Below are 20888 nucleotides of genomic sequence, written 5' to 3'. Positions count from 1 at the left end.
AAAATCTCCACGAGGGAGATTTTATCGTTGAAGATTTCTATAAAGTTTTAAAAGTATAGCGCAATGTAAATTAAAAATAAACCGCAGATTCGCAGATTTTTTTTATTATAAATCTGTGAATCTGCGGTAAAAATTTCAGGTCATTTTTAAATTATAGCTGAGACCAATAAGTTAATCATTAATCATTTTTCTCAAAGCATTCATGTCATTTGGTACCTTATAAATAACGACCTCTTTAGAAAATGCTGACGAAAACTCACAAGCTATTGCCCCCATATAATGATCAGAAAGATTAAAATTACATACGTGCCAGTTCTCATTATTAGATAGTCCTGTATTAATACTATGCTCACCATCGGCACACGGAATGTGTTTAAAGTTGTCATTAATACCGGTTCCCAATCCTTTTACAAAGGCTTCCTTTCTGGTCCAATAACTGTAAAACAGTCTTTTTTTATCGTTTGAATTTTGAATTGCTGTAATTTCAGGCTCCTCAAAAACTTCCGGAATCAGATTGGTAAAAGGAAAATCCTGTTCCATATATTCAATATCAATTCCCAGATTGCTTCGGGAAATTGCAATCACTACATAATCTTCAGCATGGGAAATATTAAAATGCAACCATGGTTTTGAGGCTAAGTATGGTTTTTTATACAAATGGTAATCAAACTCCATTTTTTTTGCATCTAATTTAGAATAGGCAGCAAGAATAATTTTCAATATCGACCTGTAAATAATGAATTTATGGTCTATTTTCATATACCGGTTATGAGGTACAGAAAGTTCATTTACATTAAGATATTCCGCCAGATCCGATTTTAAATCTGCAAAATCAGGTAAATAAATGGAATAGATACGAATATCATTTTCATTCAAAGAAAACTCATTATCATGCATTAAGACATGCTTTCTTATATTAAAAGATGAAATAAACAGTTTAGCTGTTGGCGTGTTTTTCATCTAAAATAGTTTGCAGCATTCTGGCTAATACTTTATCATTTGGAGGTGCTGTGATACCCAGATGGTTACCTGTTATATTATGAATTTTAACACCGCTTAATGCAGCCTTTTTCCATCCTAAATGATTAGGGTCCAGTTTGTAATTTTCATCATCTTTGGCTCTGAACAATTCTACTTCAAAAGGCTGCGGAATCAGATGATACCGATTTACAATTTTGTCAACCATTTTATCCGCTTCAATAAAATGTTCCAGTGCTAATCGCTCTTGTTCGCTCATATCATCTTTAAGTCCCAGGTATTTTTTTTGCAAATAAATCTTTTTAGTATTCACACGCAATTTTAAAGAATCCCAACTGGTCAGCATTTGTTTTAGATAATCCAAACGTCTGTAAGTACGGTCATAATACCTCATCAACTTTTTTTGCGTAAGCGAAGGATAGTAATAGGAAGAATCAACATAAGTGTCTAATGCAGCAATAAGACTTACGGTTTTGCCTTGTTTTTTAAGCTGACGCGCTATTTCAAAAGCCACAATACCTCCAAACGAAAATCCGGCAATGGCATAAGGTCCTTTTGGGTTTACCTTCATAATGGATTCTATATATCTGGCAGCCATATCCTCAATAGACTCAAACCAATTGTTGTATCCGTTATTCCCTACTCCCTGAAAACCATAAACAGGCTGATCCTCATCAAAATGGTTGATAACATGTGCAAAATTCAAAATATTAAGTCCGGATCCATGCACGATGAAAAGAGGTGTTTTGGTTCCGCCTGGTTTAAGAGGCACCAGATGATCTGATGTAATCTTATTTTCTAAGTTTATTAATTTGGCAAATTTTTCAACCGTTGAATGTTGGAATAAAGCAGAAAGAGGAATGCGTATACCGGTCTTTTTTTCTATTTCGACCATTACATTTACAGCCATAATAGAATGACCTCCCATTTCAAAAAAGTTACTAAAAATATCGATACGCTCTTTTTTTAAACTTTCCTGCCAGATTGCCGCTACCATTTCTTCTTCGCTGGTACGAGGAGCTGTATAACTCTCAGTACTTTCAGCATCCGATTTATAGGCTAATAAGGCGGTACGGTCTACTTTGTCATTAAGCGTTCTGGGCATTTCATCCAAAATATGAAACACATGGGGTACCATAAAAGCCGGTAATTGTGAAGATAATTCATTTCTCCATAATCGGATTTCATCTGCTTCTTTTTGAATTTTGTAGTCAGCAACAATAAAAGCAACCAGAATATCAGCTTTAGCTAACACAATGGCTGATTTAATCCCTTTAATAGCCATTAAAACATGCTCTATTTCGCCTATTTCAATACGATGTCCCCGTACTTTTACCTGGTGATCAATACGTCCCAGACACATCACTTCATTGCTGGGCAGCAATTTTCCTAAATCTCCGGAAAGGTACATGACAGCATCTTTTTTATTCGAAAAAACATTCGGAATATATTTTGCCGCAGTCAATTCCGGTTTTCCTAAATACCCCTTTCCTACCCCATCTCCTCCAATGGCAATTTCGCCAATAGCGTTAGGCGGTAAAAGTTTACCCTGCTCATCCACAATATAATATTGCATATTAGCTATAGGAGCACCAACAGATATTATGGTTTCTGCGTTTTTTATATGCTTGCAGGATGAAAAAATAGTTACTTCGGTAGGACCATATAAAGTCCACAATTCGTCACTTCTTTTTATAAGTTCCTGAGCCAGTTTATGAGGCAAAGGTTCTCCACAGCAAAATATTTTTATAGGTAATTTTTTTGTCCATCCTGCATCTAAAAGCATTTGGTAGGTAGTAGGTGTAGCAACAACCAGCGAAATTCTCTCTTTATCCAGCATTTCATGAAACAATCTGCCGTCACTGGCGGTTTCATGTTCGGGTATCACTAAAGTAGCTCCTTTAAATAAAGGGAAAAACAATTCAAAACTTGCAATATCAAAAGAAATAGTAGAAATAAAAGGAAGTCGGTCCGTTTCTTTTATACCTGGCTCTTTTTCTAAAGAAAAGAACAAGTTCACTACATTTCTATTGGATATTTTTGCTCCTTTTGGCTTCCCTGTAGATCCCGAAGTATACAGAAGATATAAAATATTTTCAGGGTCTACACTCGTTTCCAGTTTTGTTGACGGATATCGATCTAATGATTCCATAGCCTCATCAATCAAAATAGTATTGGAACATTTAGGCAATGATAATGACAAAGCTTTGCTGGTAAATAAAAATTTAGCTTCAGAATCTTCCATCATGTATTCCACACGTTTACTAGGATATTCATGATCTAAGGGTAAATAGGCAGCTCCGCATTGTATAATTGCCAAAATAGCATATACTAATTCAGGACTTCGCGGATAGGAAACGGCTATATAATCACCGGATTGTACCCCTTTTGCCACTAAAAAATGGGCAAACTGATTTACCTTTACATGCAAATCCTGATAAGATATTGCAGTTTTATTATATTCAATAGCGATGTTATTGGGTGAAATTTCGGCTTGTTTACTTAACAATTCAGATAATGAAACGTAAGGATAAGGTGCTTCGGTATCATTCAGGGCTTTATAATTAGCTAAATAATCTTCTTTTAAAAGATCATTGATGGGACTTTCCTGATTTGATATTAATTTTTTTAATATTTCTTCAAATGAAATCATAATTTGCTTTATTGTTTCTTCTTTAAATAAGGAAGTATTATAGGAACATTGAAGTGTAGGTCGGTTTTTAGATATACAGGCATGCAGATTAATTTCAAATGAAGAGTAATTAGCAGGATTAATTTCAAACTCATAATTGAGTCCCATAAACGAAAAACCGCTTTCTATATCCCTGCTTAAATCAACCGTTAATGTCACGGGAATCATAGGAATTCTCGAAGAATCCCGGGCTATTGCCAGTTTTTGAAGCAGATGACCAAAACTAAGCTGATGGTTTATATACGCTTTTAATAATTGTGGATACCTTTGCTTTAAATATTGTAAAAAGCTGATATTGGTGTCTACTTTACTACGTATAGGAAGTAAATTGGCACAATCTCCTATTAAATGTTTCATGTCATACCTCCTGTTTCCTGAAACAGGGAAACCAACTACTAAATCATTTTGACCGGTCAGTTTACACAAAAAAACTTCAAAAGCGATCAGGAAGGTTGTTGCTAAACTGCAACCGGCACTGTTCCCAAGCTGTTTAAGCGAATTGATAAGTTTGATATCAATAAAATAATCAAAACGTTTACTCTTGTAAGTTCTTAAAGCCGGTCGGGCATAATCCAAAGGTAATTCGACATGAGGAACTGAATCTTTATAGCTATTTAACCAAAAATCCTCTATTTGCTTATAATCCTTATCCTGCACTAATGTATTTACTATTCCGGCATAGGCACTAAAACGTTCCGGAGTGGTCAGTTTTGGAATTGTTTTTTCTATAAAAGCCGAGTAAAGGATACTGAGTTCTTCCAGCATGATTTTGATACTTAAACCATCACCAATGATATGATGATAAGTTAAAACCAGAATGTTTTCAAGATCATCCGTTTTAATCAATTTAGATTTAAACAGCGGTCCATTTACAAGATCAAATAGCGTATTGACTTCATCCGAAATTATATTTGCTCTCGCTTTTTCTTTATCTTTTGCATCGAAATAAGAAATATCAACATGAGCTAAGTCTATTTTTAAATTCCTGGAAATATTCATATATACTCCATCAGAACTAAAGGTAGCTCTTAGCGATTCATGTCGCTGCACTAAAGTATCTAAGGCATATTCTAAGGCTTCTACAACCAATTTACCGTCAAATTTAATGGAATAAGACAGGTTGTTCGCTTTATTTGCATCATCACCTCCAATTAAGCAATCGGTCCAGATTTCTAATTGGGTGTTTGTTGTTTGTATTACGCTTTCAATTTCATGGGAAAGCAAATCGAATTCTAATGTATTCGCTTCGGGTAATTGTTTTTTCATAAGCTACTGTATTGGTTAATAATTTGGTTCATTAGTCATACGCAATAGTTTTTAATAAAATCAAACTTTATGGAGTCTGGATTTAGCTATAAATTCTTCCACTTTTTCTACCATCTTAATGCTTCCGCTATAAAAGGGAACTCTTTGATGTAAGCTTTGAGGCTCTATTTCCATTATTCTGGAATTTCCGTCAGATGCTTTCCCTCCGGCTTGTTCGGTTATAAATGCCATAGGATTGCATTCATATAAAAGTCGTAGTTTGCCGTTATTGGATTTGGTATTTGGATACAAATAAATACCACCTTTGAGCATGTTTCTATGCATGTCTGAAACCAGACTTCCTATATATCTCGAGGTGTAAGGTCTGTCTCCTTCTTCCTGCCTGCAATACCGGATAAAGTTTTTAATTCCTTCGGGGAAATGAGTATAATTTCCGTCGTTTACAGAATATATTTTACTTTTTTCAGGGAATTTAATTTTAGGATGAGAAAGATAAAAGGTTCCAATGGCGGGATTCAGCGTAAATCCGTTCACACCATGACCTGTTGTGTACACGAGCATTGTCGAAGTTCCGTAAATAACATATCCTGCTGCAACCTGGTTTATTCCAGGTTGCAGAAAATCTTCTAATACTACCGGAGTTCCTGGTTTAGAAATTCTTCTGTAAACAGAAAAAATGGTTCCTACAGAAACATTCACATCAATATTAGAAGAACCATCTAATGGATCCATTAGCAGGATATATTTGTTGGTGTTACTGTTATCACTCCCCTGAACGCTTATAAAATTGTCGTTTTCTTCAGAGGTAATACCGCATACAATCTGTCGGTTGATTAAGGTTTCGATAAAAATATCATTGGCATACACATCTAGTTTTTGCTGGTCTTCACCCTGAATATTTTTACCTCCTGCTCTTCCCACAATATCTACCAGACCCGCTTTATTAACTTTATGACTTACCACTTTTGCAGCTAATTTAATGGAGTTAAAAAGTCGGGATAATTCCCCGGAAGAATATTTGAATTCCTGTTGATTTTCTATTATAAATTCACCTAATGTTTTGTTACTTTCCATATGTAGTTTAGCTTTAAGTGTTTTAGGCGTAAAAGTTATTTTATTTACGTAGTCAATGCAGTTCTGTTGTTATGCAGCTGATCGTTTAAGCGACTTTAAATTTTTTGAATTTGTCATTCAATTTTAAAATCCGGTCTAATTGTTTCTTTTGAACTGTATATTTAGTGTAGTATTTATACAATTCTTTGCCTATAAAAAAGGCACTTACAGAAATTCCTGTAAATAAACCAATGAAAAAATAAGTAGTGTTCATAATTTTAAATTTTAAGTTTAAAAAGCATTTTCATCACCTTTTAACGTTACAATAACTGTTAAAATGCATATTTTAATATCCGTAATAATACTCCATCGTTGTACATAATCGATGTCAGTATTTACACGTCGTTTCATATCAGAGACTTTTTTAGTTTCTCCTCTAAGCCCTGTTACCTGTGCCAAACCGGTGATTCCGGGTTTAACAAAATGCCGAACCATGAAATTATTGATATGGCTGTTATAATCGGTAGTATGTTTAATCATATGAGGTCGCGGTCCTACAACACTCATTTTCCCCATGAGTACATTGAAAAACTGAGGCATTTCATCTAAACTGGTTCTGCGTATAAACTTACCAATAGGAGTAATTCGGGAATCACCTCTTTTAGCCTGTTCCGCTTCATCTCCCATATCAGTGTACATGCTTCTGAATTTGTAACACCAAAAAGGTTCATTCTTTTTACCTGTTCGCATTTGTTTAAACAATACAGGTCCTTTACTTTCTCTTTTAATAAGAAAAGCCAATAAAGGATACAGCCAGGATAAAATGAAAATTATTACCAGCAGACTAAACACAATATCAAATACTCTTTTAGCCAGGCGGTTATAAGCATCCTGCAAGGGTTCGTAGCGGGGTTTTATAACATGAAAATTATTTAAATGCGTAGAGCTGAAATGTTTTTTCGAAATAGATGAAAAATCAGGAATAAACTTTAAGCGCATGCAATGCTTGTCTCCTAATTCAAAAAAGCTATTTAAATCTGAAATAAAATCAGGTTTGCATACAATGTATAATTCGTTGATATTTGCTTTAGCAGCATCATCAATAGCTTCTGTAAGTGCCTGAGTAAACTCTTTTTTTGAGGAATAAGTAACCTGATTATTTTCGTTAAGGATGCCTACAAAATGAATAAAAAATGAATTGGTTTCTAGGTAGGAAGCCAGTTGAATACTGGTAAGATTAAAACCCCAAATAGCAACTGTAAAACGTTTAAAAACCCATTCTTTAATTTTTCTGATTACCAGCGTAAATATTGTTCTGGATAATAAAAAGTAGAATAATAAAAAGCTCAGCTGAATTAAATTGGCCTTACTTTCAAAAAAATAAGAGATATCATCCTGAAAGATATAAATATAAACATGCCATAAAATTCGCTGGGTGAGAAAAGCACGCCAGCTATTACGGAAAAAATGTTCTAAACTAAAAAGAACATCAATTTTATACAGTTTAAAATAAGAGACTGAAAACAACCAGCTTAAAACCGTTATTGGAATCATTTTATTCAGAAATAAAGCATCCCATCCCAAACTTTCTTCTGTAGCAAATTTCAAAAAAATCAAAGTTGAAACTATCATTGCTGACATGTCGGCAATGGCACAGGAAATTACAAAGGTAAATTTGTGTCTATTTCGCATTTTTAAATCTTATTTTGTTAACTAAACTATAGGTAAAAGCTCCTACAGCACTACCAATAATGGCAAAATAAATATCCATTAAATCCGGATTTCTACTTTGTATTAAAAATTGCCCGCCTTCGGCAATAAAAGCTACAATTCCAGCCACACCAAGGTTTTGGATAAAAATTAAATTGGTGTTTAGTTCTGGTTTGTCAGAGTTCATCATTTGTGAATAAGCTGCCAGAAAATAACCAAAAGGCACAAATGGAACTCCGGTACGCAGGTTGTAATTTTTATTACTCCAGTCTAAAATCCATTTGGGCAAATAAGCTTCTGATTTCATGTTAGGGTCTGGCAACCAGGAATAATAAAACACTAACAGACTAACTATCAGCAGTGTGAAAAAGATTGCTTTTTTTTCCATATTAAGTGTTATTAATTATTAAAAGCCATACTTCTTTTAAACCATGGTACTTTTACCTTTTTTTCCTGATAAGTATAACTATAGCTGTAGCCGTAAACACTCTTTTTATTAATTCCGTTAATGACCACACCCACATTTTTCAGTTGTCCTTTTTTTATAAAATCATGCAACTGTAAAAGCATCTCTTTATCTGAAAAGTTCGATTTAGCCACATATACCGTCACATCAGCCAGATAGCTGAAATTAAGCGTGTCAGAAACAATTTGTACAGGAGCCGAATCAATGATTATAAAATCATAGAATAACTTAGCTTCCTCCAGTAATGTTTCTAAATTAGAATTAGTCAGTAATTGTGTAGGATTAGGAGGGATTTCTCCTGAAAAAAGGACATCAAGGTTTCCTGAAAAATCAGTTTTCTTCACTAAAAAGTTTTTCCAATTCTTAGTATTATCATATAAATAATCCGAAAGTCCGGGAATACTTTTTTGAACTTTGTAGTAATCATGCAATTGAGGATTTCTTAAATCAGCACCAATGAGGAGTACTTTTTTATTTAAATTACCAATGGTAACCGCATTATGAAAAGCACAAAAGGATTTTCCTTCTCCCTGAATGGAGGAAGTAAACAATACTACTTTTCCTTTTTGATCCTTATTGTGAGGCAACAAATACGAAATATTAGAAAATAATGTACGTGTTGCTTCGGCAATTAATGATCTGGAAGTAGCTGAATTATCCAGTTTTTCATTCGAATCAATTTCAGGAATATTTCCAAGAAAAGGAATATCAGCCAGTTGCCCCGTAAGATCTTCCTGAGTATGAATTTTAGAATCCATTTTAAGTTTTACATAAACAAAACCAAAAGGAAGTAAAAAGCTAAACAAAATAGCACCAAGCATGAAAGGCTTTGGCTTTGGAGAAATAGCAGCATAATTAGTTTGTGGATTATCAAGTATATTTAAATCAGAATCTAAAACAGCTCCGTTTAAGATAGCCTCTTCCCGTCTTTGTAATAAAGCCGAATACGTCTCCTCTTTCAAACTCAAATCATTATCAATATTACCTAATTCTTTGTTTTTTGTAGGGATACTTTGTGCTTCCGAAATGGCGTTGCTTTGTTCAATACTATTGACAATTTTAGTTTGTTTTAATTGATTTAAATAATCACCTAAGGTGTTTAAAATCGTTTGTTTCTGAACTTGTAACTGAGCCATTACACTCACATAAGCAGGATTGTTTTTTTGTGCTCTTTGCAAAATCAATTCACTTTCTATAAGACTGGAATTGTAATTAACAAGCAACTGGTTTAAAGACGGTATTTCCAGGTTATAATCCGTACCTAAAGGTGTTGAATAGCCTGACTTTCTAATGTCATTAATTGCAAAATTAGTCAATGCAATTTGTTTGTCATTAAGTGCAGAATTAGCTGTTTTAGTGGTTTTTTCATTAGTTTTAGAAACAATATACTGATCTAAAACATAAATGTTATTATTACGCAGGTAACTTTCTTTAACGCTTTCAATGGAATCTTTTTCTTTTGTAAATGCTGCTATTCGCTGGTTTAAATACGCCACTGTTTTACCCAGCTTTTTTTGTTTTTCAGCTACTATATCCTCATCCAGTGATTTAATAATCCTTTTTAGAATTTTTTTAGACTGCATCGGATTCGTTCCGGTATGGCTTAAACTTAAATTGGTTTTTATATTTTCATCAGAAGCGATATTTAAATTAAGTTTTAAATTTTTTACCGCCATTTCTGTAGGCTCCAGAGTCACTACATATTCCTTATCCAGATAATTAGAAAGATTTTTTTTTGCTTTTGAAGTCAGCTCTATCGAAAATGGAATCCCGGAAAGGTCATAAATGGTATTATTCCGAATTAAAGAAAGTCCATCGGTAACCGATTCATTTACAATAAATCCGTCCTCAGTAACTTTAATATTATACGTTACTTTCGACAAAGAATCATTTGAAATGTGAGTCTTAAATACAAATGGAATGTCTGCTACGACTTTATTGGCTATCAATCCTTTTTCAAAATAATTGATATTGAGTTTTAAATCAGTTACCAATTTCGATAAAAAATCATTAGAAGTGATGAATACTTTTTCTTTTTCTAAATCTTCTTCTTTATCGGTTTTCACTTTATCAGTACTTATTATTTCACTGTCTTTTTCGTCCATTTTATCAATGTTAATCAAAGCTGTGGTTTCATAGGTAGGTGAAACTGCACCTAAATAATAATAGGCAGCAGCTGTAAACAAGACAAAACTCACCAAAAACCACGGCCAGTACTGCACATATTTTAAAAATTGCTTTTTTGAATTCATACTATTTAATTTATTATTTACAGTCGTTTTTATAATGCGAAATCCTATTCGCCATTAAATTTTAAAGAACCTGAAAAGGCAGGTATTTATCTCAGTAGTAAGAAAATTGTCAGTAAAGAAGCTGCTACGCTAAAAAGTTGTAGCGGATCTTTAATTAAACCACCACTGTTAGCTTTAACTTTATTAGGAGTTACTACGATTACATCATTTTGTCTGATGCGAAAGTTGGGATCAGATAACCAGGAAGCACTGGTTAAGTCAATGTGATAAACGACACGTTTACCGTCTAATTCTCTGATTAGTTTTACATCTTTTCGAACAGCAAAATAAGTAAGATCACCGGCTAACCCTATGGCATCCAGCAAGCTGATAGACTCCTCGCTAAAATTGATGACACCCGGGGAATTAACTTCTCCCAGAATGGTAAATTTATTATTAAGAACCCGCACCGATACTGTAGGACTCACGAGATAACCTTCGTTAACCAAACGGTCTTTAATGATGTTTTCTAACTTTGAAGGTGTTACTCCTGCAGCTTTTATTTCATTTAAAACAGGCATCGTAATGGTACCTTCCGGTGAAACCAGATAGCCTTTCAGTTTCATCATTTCGACTGAGCTTTCTGAGGTATTCGAAGAAGTTCTGTTAAAAGGTGCAGCAACTGTGGGATTGACATCACCCACATCAATTTTTAAAATATCGTTAGGCTGTATGGGTGTCATTGGATATTTTATTGCTGAATTAGAGTAGGCATCTAAATCCTGTAAATACAATGTCTGTTTCCTTGTTGTACAAGACTGTACTATCAATAAAAGCAATAAAATTATTGGTAAGTGTCTTTTTTTCATGGTAATAAAAGTTTTTAGTGATTTGAGTTTAGTGCTGTTAAAAAAAGAAGGTCCGTTAAAAAGAACTAGTCATTCCGCCCAGGTATTGGCGTAAAGCCATAGTCTTTTTTAGAAAAACGGTTTGAAATGCCATCAATCCATGGTATTTGTAAATTTTATAATCTTCGTATAAAACTTCAACGGCACGTTTTGCATTGGTACTCATCCCTCCCATTCTCATTTTTACAATATAATCATCAACATACGTCATGTTGATTTTGTATTTATACAGATAGCGAAGTAAAAATTCAGTATCTGAGGCTATTTTAAAATCAAGATTATACAATCCGTACTGATCAATTATTGATTTTTTTAGATACACTGTAGGATGTAGTGGCAACCAGCCTCTTTTTATTTTATTCAGACTAAAAATCCCCCCGATTCTGTTTCTGATTAACCGTTCTTCTGTATCATTAGACACATAAATTCCGTTGCCGTAAATTCCGTCAGCAGTTTCAGATTTTTTAAATCCTGCTACTATTTTGCTGATGGTTTTGCTGTCGTAAAATTCGTCGTCAGAATGCATCAGCCCAATTACTTCACCACTTGCTAAATTGATTCCTTTATTGATTGCATCATACATCCCTTTGTCCGGTTCCGAAATATATTCACTGATCCTATCTCTGTAGGATTCAATAATTTCTTTGGTTCCGTCTTTAGAATTTCCATCGACAATAATGTATTCGATATCATGATAATCTTGTTCCAATACACTTTTGATGGCTTTTTCAATAGTAGCTTTTCTATTGTAACACACTGTTATTATGGTTATTTTCATGATTATTGTTATTTTAAAAGGGAATAATTATTTTAAATTTTAACATACAAAAAGTGGATTCCTCAATAAGAAAACTGAGGAAAAATAATCGTACCGGTAAAATGGAATGAAAAATTAATGTTTGTTAATTCAGTACAATTACTCAAAAACAAACCGCCACATTAATCAGCTTTTTTGATTTTTTTTAGATACTGCTAAATATTGAATTTTTCTGAAACAGGAAATAAAATAATCCAAATTAGAAGTTGCTTTTTGGGTATTAGTTGCTTTTTCACCTAATAAATAAAACCGTAAAATCCTGCTTTTCCTGATAGTAAATATGCCTGCCAATGAAAAAAGAAATACGGAAAATGTAACCAATAACTTCACTGTTAAATCGTAATATAAGATAATGTTGCTCTGACTAATGATAAATTCGAATACCTCTAAAAACAAAACATGACTGAGATAAATCCCAAAAGTAGCCGAAGTTAATGCTGAGGGTAAACGAAACTGATCAAATAATCCAATACACAATAATAATATTCCAAATGCCATAAAAGGAGAGATATAAGTATATCCGAAAAAACTAAATGAAAACGGAATAATATTGAAAATGGTTGTAACTACTATAATGAGTATTCCCATCCATATATTGACAGTATTTTTTTCATTCGAATTAAAAAATGTGGCTGAAAATGCCAACGAAATGAACAATGGAATGCCCACAAATATAAATCCCTTAGAAATTGCAAAACAATTTTCGAGAAGTCCGATTGTTAAAAAAGCAACTACAAATGTCAAAATAACAATTCCCCACAGTTTGTTTTTCAGGTTTCCTTTTAGCAATAAATAGATGGAAATGATGAAGGCCTGCATCGAAAGTAAATTAGGTATAAAATAAAGTTGTACCGCGCCATCACCATAAAACAATACTTTCCAGAAAACAATATCAGATGGTTCTCCTAAAAACACGGCTTTAGTTAAACGCAAACTCACATAAATTACTGTCCATACTAAATAAGGTATTATCAGTCTGTAAAAAATTTTAGTTACAATATTGTTTACCCCTTCATTTTTCCTTTTTTTTAGTCCAATAATTAAATAAAAAAGGGAAACTATATAAAAATAGGGAACTCTGAAACCGGCAAACAAACGTCCCACCATCTCAGCACTATCCGTATTGCTTTGCACATGGATGGCAATTACACCAAATATTGCAAAAACTCTAAAAGCATCAATTGTACTATTTCTTTTGATTATTTTCTCCATCCTTTAGTTTTAGAATTGCTTCAAAAAGCAAAGTGATTAATTTTTCAGAACCTGATTTGAATAGTTTACCATCTGTTTTTTAGAAAAACGACCGGATTTCCTTTATAAATACCATTATTTTCTAATGTTTGAGTGATTACCGAACCTGCACAAACAATAGTATCTGTACCTATAACCACATTAGGACCTACAAAAACATTGGCTCCTACCCAACAGCCGTTTTCTAATACAATAGGGCCGTTTCGGTAAGGCATTGAAGGTTGTTTGTAATCATGATTTCCACCACATAAAAATGCCCTCTGGCTGATACAAACATTATTACCTATACTTAATAATTCAAAGTTTAATAAAAATGCCTCTTCACCAATCCAGACATGATCTCCAACTTCCAGTTTCCACGGAAAATGAATATTTACACGCGGTTTGATTACCACACCCTTCCCTATTTTTGCTCCAAAAAGCACTAACAGTTTAGATTTAAAACCGGAGGGATAAGGAACAGAGCTCAGGAAAAAAAGAATCTTCACTCCATACCACAAAATTTCTTTGAATTTTCCAGCTCCTCGAATTAATCCTTTTGAAGCATCAAATTCAGCTAATGTTACTCTGCTCAGCATTCGGGTTTTATTACATTATTTAAGGTTGCAACAAATATCTTGGACTGATTTCGAACATTAAATTTATCTTCAAATGTTTGCTTTGCCTGCCTGCCTGTCTGTTTTATTTTTGCAACTGGCAACGCTGCTATTTCCTGAAGTTGCTGTTCGATACTTGCTACTGTTAGATCTTCTAAAATCCATCCGCTGTTATCAGCTTGAATTTCTCTCCAGATATTAATATTTTTAGTTATGAGTACCGGTTTTTCGCAGGCCATAGCTTCTACAATCGCAATCCCAAAATTCTCCTGATGACTGGGTAATAAATAAGCCTGACAACCGTAAAAAGCGCCCCACTTAGCCTTACCGGATAACATTCCTACGAAATGAATTTTAGAATTATCCTTAGCCAGTGCAATCATTTCTTCAGCATACAATGAATGGGTCGGACCTGCAATAACTAAATCAGGAATATTTCTGGTCTTCAAACAAAGGTTATTGTAAGCAGTAATTAAAAGATCAATTCCTTTTTTAGGATGTATGCGGCTTAGAAAAAGCCAGTAATTATTAGGAACAGACGGGCTCAGCAGTTTGAATGCTGATCTCATCTCAGTAGTCTCTGCCGGAGGATTTGGAATTCCGATACCTACATTAATTGCTAATTTTGGCTTATACCCTCTAAAAGTAGTACGAGCCAGATTTAATTCTTCCTCGCAGGTAAAAAAAACAGCATCAGCAGCATTAATCGCTTTTTTCTCTGTTAATCTCCACACAATTTCATTACGTAATGCTTTCCATTTTCGGTCTGCTGCTTTTTGAAAATAAGGATCCAGCATTCCGTGGGGCATAATAATTACTTTGGGAAGTTTAGACTTAGACTTTTTTACTTTTTTGATCGCTTTGTAAATTCCGTAATTCGCATATTGCCAGATACCATGAACAACGACAACATCATAATATTGTAATTTTTTTAAAAACCAGTCTGTCAATAAAGGGCTGTATTGATAACTGGTTTTGCCTTTACCAATTTTATATACATTAAAATTATCTTTTAATCCATAATCTTGGTCTTTGGCATCCAGACAAACAACATCATTCTTTACATTCAAAGACTCAAGATTAGGAATGATATTTCGAATGGCCTGGGATGTTCCTCCGGAAAGAGGACTCATCGAGCTTATTACATGAAGTAGTTGCATTCTAATTGATTTTGTATATTATTTTGACTTTTTAGGGGAAATAATTTTGGATTATCGTTGTCCGATTAAATTTGATTAAGTCAACAGGTCGCTCCTCTGGAGCTTGTTTTCGACGAATAGCTTTTTCTACAAACAGAACGTCCCGATGGGACTAAAAACAGCTCCGTTAGGAGCGAAATGTTTGTAGAAAATTGTGTTTCCTGAAAAATAAAGCTCCAGAGGAGCGACCTCTTCCATATGTGTCATAAATAGTAAGTTTAAATTTTATTTATGTTTTTTATCGAACAACAAAGATTTTGAACACCAAAACCTGTTTTAATTCAGCAGAATTTGTTTATAGAGCTTCTCAATAGCATTGACAAAACCCTGAGCTGAGAATTCTTTTGATCGCAAAATCGATTTTTGAACAGCCAGAGCATTTTGCTCGGGAGTTAATTGCAGGACATGTTCTAATTGTTTTGCAGCAACCGACTTCCATTGAGTCAATTCTTCGGATTCAAAAACTTTTTTAGGAATATAAAACCCCGCATTGCCCGCTACTTCTTTCATCGGATTTTCATCGGTAGTAATAACCAGAGTACCTGCTGCCATTGCTTCGACTATAGGCCAGCCAAAACCTTCGTATAAAGAAGGAAAAAGCATAACTGATGCTCCCTGATAAAAATGTTGCAATTGAAAATCATCAATATTGGCTATAAAATAAATCGATTTTGAAAATTGAGATTGTTCTTTAAATGCAGTTAACTCTTCAGAAGGTGCTTCGCCTACTAAAATCAGAGGTACTTTTGACGTATAATCAGTAGCCCATTGATCATAAATTTCGAGTACCCCTAATTTATTTTTATAAAAAGCATTCCCTCCTACATGAAGAACATAACCTTTAGACAAATCAATCCCAAAGTTATTTGTTAGTAATTCTCGTATTACTGCTTTACTTTTTGCAGGTTCAAAATTTTGATTCAAACCATTGTAAACTACCTTTGAAAGTTTAGGAGGCTGTGTCAAAAATGAGTGTAAATCAGTTTGGGTTTTATTTGAAATACTAATAAAATTTTCAGCCTTATTATATCCCCAATGAATAAATTTTTGATAGTACCTTCCTGTGAAACCTATCTTATTTTCTGCCAGGGAACCATAAGCCGATTGCTGTGCCAAAAAATCATGACAATGAACCACATGCTTTCTTTTATTCACTAATGGTATCCAGGGACCTAAAGCATTATCAGCAAAAACAAATAAAGTATCTCTGGAACAGCCGAGTACTTTTATTTTAGTAAGCATTGGAAATACTACATATTGATCCAGATATCCAAACCACTTTTGCAGCAATGGTTTTCTTAAAGCCAGTTTAAAAAAACATGCTTTGGGAAACCATATTTTTACTTCATGTCCTTTTTGAATCATGCCCTCGCTTATCATCCGGGCAAATCGGGGCATACTCTGGTGAGCTAAAAACTGTGGGTGAGTAAAAAGTATAATTTTCATCTAATTTTTTTCTTTATCAGTGTTTATAGTCGCTAATAAAAGTCCTGAAACAATTATCGCAGACCCCAGAATACTAGGTTGTGCCCATTGTCCCTGAGTGATGGACAACAAAACGGTACCACAAAAAATTATCGGAAGAATGTTATTATTTTCTTTTAAAACTTTGATAGAAGCTACAAATAAATCAATGGATAAAAATAACCGCAAACCTATCAGTAAGCCGCCAAAAATCAGGCCCTGCTCACCGGCTAGTCTGCCTATTTCACCTTCAGAAATTATAAAATGACGGTTTCCGTTCAGCATTTGAGCACCTGCATTTGTTCCCATTCCCAGATTCCCTAAAAACAAAGGTTTATCAAATAAATCGACAATAGGATCTTTAAAACTGTCATACATTCTTAAAAAAATCGATTCTTTAATTGTTCCTCCCTGATTAGCATTATCAACACGGGTTAAAAAAACTTCAGTTCCTAAACTAAAAATAGATGTGGTACTATTTAAAATAATCACTATCCCGGCAAAAACCCCAATAATGGAAAGTACTTTTACTACTCTGTTTATGCTGGTACTGGAACCCATTATCGCAAAAAATCCTACTACCAGAACTCCCATAACAGCACCGCGGCTGATAGTAAGCGGCATTACAAAAATTAATGCCAGTGTACTTGCTATTAATAAAAGCTTAGAGCATTTTTCTTTGGATAACCAAAAATAAAAGATGTAAACCGCTGTTGAAATATAAAAACAAGCCAGACCCGTAATAAATGAAAAAGTTCCTGAAGGACGACTGTAACCTAAGGCTCCTGAAAAACCGGAACTTCCCTCTCCGCCAAGACCTACATTGATATAGGCTGTTTGCGGACTGATGAACTGAAAGTAAACAACTACAGCCATCAATATGTTTACCGCCAGAAAAAAATAACCTGTTTTTAAAACATCTTCTTTACTGAAAACGGAACCAATTATAAAAATTAATGGAAAATGAAGTAACATAATTCGGGCTCCATACAGGCTGACAAACAAATTAGCATGTCCAAAAGTTAAGGTAATTGCTAAACCTAACAGGGTGAAAACAGTACTTAAAACTACATACGGGTTGAGAAATTTTACATTTGAATAAAATGCCTGTATGATAATATAGATTGCAACGGGATCCCGCACTACCAGTAAGGGCGTGGCTAATCCCGGCAAAATCCATTTGCGTAAAGCACCTTCAAATATCCAAAGTATAAAATAAAGCCAAATGGCTGATTTCAGATATTTATAGGATGGGGTAACAGCTTCTTTTGTAATATCCATTTATTCTAAATATTTGTAATTATAACGAAGAAAGCGAATCTGCCATTTCCTGACCGTAAACGGACCATGGTCTGGTTTTAGATTTCTGCTGGGCTGCGAGTCCAAATTGTTCCAATATTTCCGGTGTTTCCAGTATTTGAAGAAAAACTTCTTTGATAGCAACGGATGAAGCTGCCGGAACAATCCATCCATCTGCACCATGGCTGATTAAATCAGGTCCGGCGGTGCGATCTGTTGTAATAACGGGAACTCCCTGAGACATCGCCTCTGTAATTACCAAACCAAAACCTTCAAAAAGCGACGGAAAAACAAAGATGTCATGCTCTCGCATACACTCTAATACCTGATTATGGGATAAGGAAGGAATCCAGTTGTGGTATTCTAAAGCTTCATTTAAAGCCACACAATCAGGAATTGCTTTGTGCCCCACTACTGTCAACTCAACATGATCTTCTAGTCCGTTTACAGCATCAAACAAATACGAAATCCCTTTTCGCTGGGACAGACCGCCTACGAATAAAATTTTAAGTTTGCGTCCTTGCAGTGGTTTGTATTCTTTTTTAGTATTAACTTCCGGAAAACCATATGGAATTACCTTTATTTCTGCTAAACTTCCGGAATATTCTTCTAGTGTCTTTTTAGTAAAACTACTGGCTACATAAATCACATCTGCCAGAGCCAGTTCCTTGTCTTTTTGATCCAGTTTTGACTGTGAATCATTAAATCCGGTAAGTGTAGCAGACCACTCTGGATTGATTTCAAACTCTTTTTCCATCAATAAACGGGCACTTTTCCAATAACCGATAGGCAAATCATAAATGCAGGTAATCCCTAATTGTTTTGCTTTTATAAAAGTTTTTAAAGCTCCGTCCTCATAAGCATATACCGCTTTCAAACCTTTCTTTTTTGATTTTGCTAAACTGTCTGCTACCCATTGATCCTGTTTTTGATATACCTTATCTATGCAAAACAAACCTTTTTCGTGTTTTATCAGCGCGTTTATTTTTGATTTGGATGCTAATAAACGTCCGAATTCAAAAAAAGATTTTGATACCGTAAAAGGTTTCCATGAAGTGTCTAAGCTTCTTCTTTTTAAATCTTTTAATTTGGGATTTTCCCCTAATTTAAATAAAAACTGTCCCTCAAAAATAGCAATGCAAGTAAATAATTTATATAAAATTTTGTTTTTAAATAAACCATTAATCAATGCTTTTGCATTTGCATTTAATGTGGGGTGTGAAAATAATATCATTTTAACCAGGCGTTATTTGCTGCAAGAAAATCACAGGGATTGTATTCCAGCACATTAGTTCTCTTTTTTTCAATTTCTTTAGCAGGATTTCCTGTTACTATCGCATAATCTCTGACATTTTTACTAACAACTGCTCCTGCTCCTACCACTGCTCCTTTACCAATAGTTACTCCGGGTAAAATAATGGAATTGGTTGCTATCCATGCATAATCATTAATAACAATAGCCGCTTTTTTATGACGCCACAAAGGATCTGAAATATCATGGGAGCCACTCAAAATAACCGTTCCGTCGTTGATACAAACGTTTTTTCCAATAGTTACTTTATCGTGCAGTGCAATTTCTACTCTGCCCAATGTTGTGAATGCGCCAATTGATAAAAGTTCTTTTTTACCTTCAATTTTAGCAATTCCTATTTCGGAAGTTTCAGCGATTCTGGCTCCTTTGTTAATTAATTTTTTTCTTCTTCTGTTACTTTTAACTAATTCGGGAAAAGTAAGTATTCGCTTAGCCCAGGAAATAAAAAAGGCTTTACTAAACAAGCTAAACTGCACTCTGTTGTTCCATAAATATTTTAAACCAGCCATAAATTCTACCTTATTTTCTTAATCCTTTTAAAAACTGTAATACAACCGACTCAGGATTGTTCTCGCTAGAGAGTATAAACTTTTTATCGAGAAATTCTTTAACCGATTCTTTATTTTGATATTGAATTAAGTTCAAAAAATTTTGCTGATTAAAGCCATCCACTTCCCAGTTTCTGGCCACGCATATAGCCGGTATCTGGTGATCAAACATGGCTGTAAGACTTCCGCTTTTCTGATTTAAAATATAAGGAGTAGTAGAAATACCATAATGACAATGTGATAAAAAATAGCTGATTTCCTGATCAGTAACAAAGCCGGTAATTTCAAAATTAATGCTATGTTTTTGCAGCGCTTTTTTCCATTCTTCAATAGCGCTTCCACAATGACCTATAAAGATAAAATTCAATGATTTTTTATTTTTTGATGCCAATATAATCCGCTTTAAATCATCAATAAATTTTTCTGCCGGTGCACCGTAATGAATAGTTCCAAAAATGCAGAATCGTAACTCCTCAGCTTCTTCAGCTGATTCTTTAGCTGTAGCCGGCTTTTTGATAATATTGCTGAACAGCGGCAATATCTCTGCATTATATCCCAAAAAACCGAGTTTGGACTGATATAAATTGGTTTGCGTATTAATGATTATTTTCGATTGTGTTTTTAACATTTTTACAATTAAAAACTTTTGTAAAAAACCAATAATACTGTTTTTAAACGTGGCATTTACATCCATGCCTACCCATAATTCATGGAACATAATATGCCATTGGTGATTTCCTTTTACCTTTTTTAAAAAAGAAGGAAGCCAGAAAGGCAGTCCTTTTGTATTAAAACTATAGGGTACATATTGTAAAGAAATATAATCAGGCTGGAAATCATTTATAATATGCTGCAGTGCTGATAATCGTTGGTTATTTTCTGTAGCTCTGGGAATTCTGTGTACCAATACAGTAGTGTTTTCCACCATTTGATTTTCGCTGATAAAGGATTCTGCCTGCAAATCGCACAAAGATAAAAGCTGAGCTTCATGTCCTAATTGAATCAATTTTCCACAAAAACGGCGTGTATAATCACCCACTCCATCTTTGCCCGGTGCCGCAGAACCACATAAAAAAAGTACTTTTATCATTGTTATAC

Annotated in this window: 17 protein-coding genes; all 17 read right to left on the bottom strand. The window is 34.1% G+C overall.

Annotation, left to right across the window (positions count from 1 at the left end; all coding sequences use genetic code 11):
* Positions 1 to 171: 171 nt before the first annotated feature.
* Positions 172 to 960: a 4'-phosphopantetheinyl transferase family protein gene (locus BUB89_RS15385; RefSeq protein WP_083552841.1), complete on the bottom strand. Its 789-nt coding sequence runs from the start codon at positions 958 to 960 to the stop codon at positions 172 to 174.
* Positions 938 to 4936: a non-ribosomal peptide synthetase gene (locus tag BUB89_RS15380; protein ID WP_073246606.1), complete on the bottom strand. Its 3999-nt coding sequence runs from the start codon at positions 4934 to 4936 to the stop codon at positions 938 to 940. The genes BUB89_RS15385 and BUB89_RS15380 overlap by 23 nt, the downstream gene beginning before the upstream one ends.
* 60 nt (positions 4937 to 4996) lie before the next feature.
* A complete protein-coding gene (gene fbp / locus BUB89_RS15375; RefSeq protein WP_073246604.1) occupies positions 4997 to 6010 on the bottom strand; it encodes a class 1 fructose-bisphosphatase in 1014 nt (337 codons plus the stop codon).
* 85 nt (positions 6011 to 6095) lie between these two features.
* Positions 6096 to 6263, bottom strand: coding sequence for a hypothetical protein (locus tag BUB89_RS18090; RefSeq protein ID WP_159434581.1), 168 nt, complete (start codon positions 6261 to 6263; stop codon positions 6096 to 6098).
* Positions 6264 to 6280: 17 nt separating this feature from the next.
* Positions 6281 to 7681, bottom strand: a complete 1401-nt coding sequence (locus BUB89_RS15370; protein WP_073246602.1) for an exopolysaccharide biosynthesis polyprenyl glycosylphosphotransferase — start codon at positions 7679 to 7681, stop codon at positions 6281 to 6283.
* Positions 7671 to 8087, bottom strand: a complete 417-nt coding sequence (locus BUB89_RS15365) for a VanZ family protein (RefSeq protein ID WP_073246600.1) — start codon at positions 8085 to 8087, stop codon at positions 7671 to 7673. Before BUB89_RS15365 ends, BUB89_RS15370 begins: the two co-directional genes overlap by 11 nt.
* A gap of 11 nt (positions 8088 to 8098) precedes the next feature.
* On the bottom strand, positions 8099 to 10417 hold the full coding sequence (locus BUB89_RS15360; protein ID WP_073246597.1) for a GumC family protein: 2319 nt from the start codon (positions 10415 to 10417) through the stop codon (positions 8099 to 8101).
* A gap of 86 nt (positions 10418 to 10503) precedes the next feature.
* A complete protein-coding gene (locus BUB89_RS15355; protein ID WP_073246595.1) occupies positions 10504 to 11265 on the bottom strand; it encodes a polysaccharide biosynthesis/export family protein in 762 nt (253 codons plus the stop codon).
* A gap of 55 nt (positions 11266 to 11320) precedes the next feature.
* On the bottom strand, positions 11321 to 12082 hold the full coding sequence (locus BUB89_RS15350; protein ID WP_073246593.1) for a glycosyltransferase family 2 protein: 762 nt from the start codon (positions 12080 to 12082) through the stop codon (positions 11321 to 11323).
* A gap of 165 nt (positions 12083 to 12247) precedes the next feature.
* Positions 12248 to 13333 carry an acyltransferase family protein gene (locus BUB89_RS15345; protein ID WP_073246590.1) on the bottom strand — a complete coding sequence of 362 codons (1086 nt, stop codon included), beginning with the start codon at positions 13331 to 13333 and terminating at the stop codon, positions 12248 to 12250.
* A 65-nt stretch (positions 13334 to 13398) separates the two neighbouring features.
* Positions 13399 to 13950 carry a WcaF family extracellular polysaccharide biosynthesis acetyltransferase gene (locus tag BUB89_RS15340; RefSeq protein ID WP_073246588.1) on the bottom strand — a complete coding sequence of 184 codons (552 nt, stop codon included), beginning with the start codon at positions 13948 to 13950 and terminating at the stop codon, positions 13399 to 13401.
* Entirely contained in the window at positions 13944 to 15128 is a 1185-nt protein-coding gene (locus BUB89_RS15335) for a glycosyltransferase (protein ID WP_073246585.1), read from the bottom strand. The genes BUB89_RS15340 and BUB89_RS15335 overlap by 7 nt, the downstream gene beginning before the upstream one ends.
* A 315-nt stretch (positions 15129 to 15443) precedes the next feature.
* The gene (locus tag BUB89_RS15330) at positions 15444 to 16613 is read right to left on the bottom strand and encodes a glycosyltransferase (protein WP_073246583.1); all 1170 of its coding nucleotides are present in this window, start codon (positions 16611 to 16613) and stop codon (positions 15444 to 15446) included.
* Positions 16614 to 17912, bottom strand: a complete 1299-nt coding sequence (locus tag BUB89_RS15325; protein ID WP_073246581.1) for a hypothetical protein — start codon at positions 17910 to 17912, stop codon at positions 16614 to 16616.
* A 19-nt stretch (positions 17913 to 17931) separates the two neighbouring features.
* Positions 17932 to 19164 carry a glycosyltransferase family 4 protein gene (locus tag BUB89_RS15320; RefSeq protein WP_073246579.1) on the bottom strand — a complete coding sequence of 411 codons (1233 nt, stop codon included), beginning with the start codon at positions 19162 to 19164 and terminating at the stop codon, positions 17932 to 17934.
* A complete protein-coding gene (locus BUB89_RS18325) occupies positions 19161 to 19751 on the bottom strand; it encodes an acyltransferase (protein ID WP_083552838.1) in 591 nt (196 codons plus the stop codon). Before BUB89_RS18325 ends, BUB89_RS15320 begins: the two co-directional genes overlap by 4 nt.
* A gap of 10 nt (positions 19752 to 19761) precedes the next feature.
* Positions 19762 to 20880 carry a glycosyltransferase family protein gene (locus BUB89_RS15310; RefSeq protein ID WP_073246577.1) on the bottom strand — a complete coding sequence of 373 codons (1119 nt, stop codon included), beginning with the start codon at positions 20878 to 20880 and terminating at the stop codon, positions 19762 to 19764.
* Positions 20881 to 20888: the final 8 nt, after the last annotated feature.

This window comes from Flavobacterium flevense (assembly GCF_900142775.1).
GTDB classification, from domain to species: Bacteria; Bacteroidota; Bacteroidia; order Flavobacteriales; family Flavobacteriaceae; genus Flavobacterium; species Flavobacterium flevense.
This window is presented reverse-complemented; position numbering and strand designations above follow the sequence as displayed.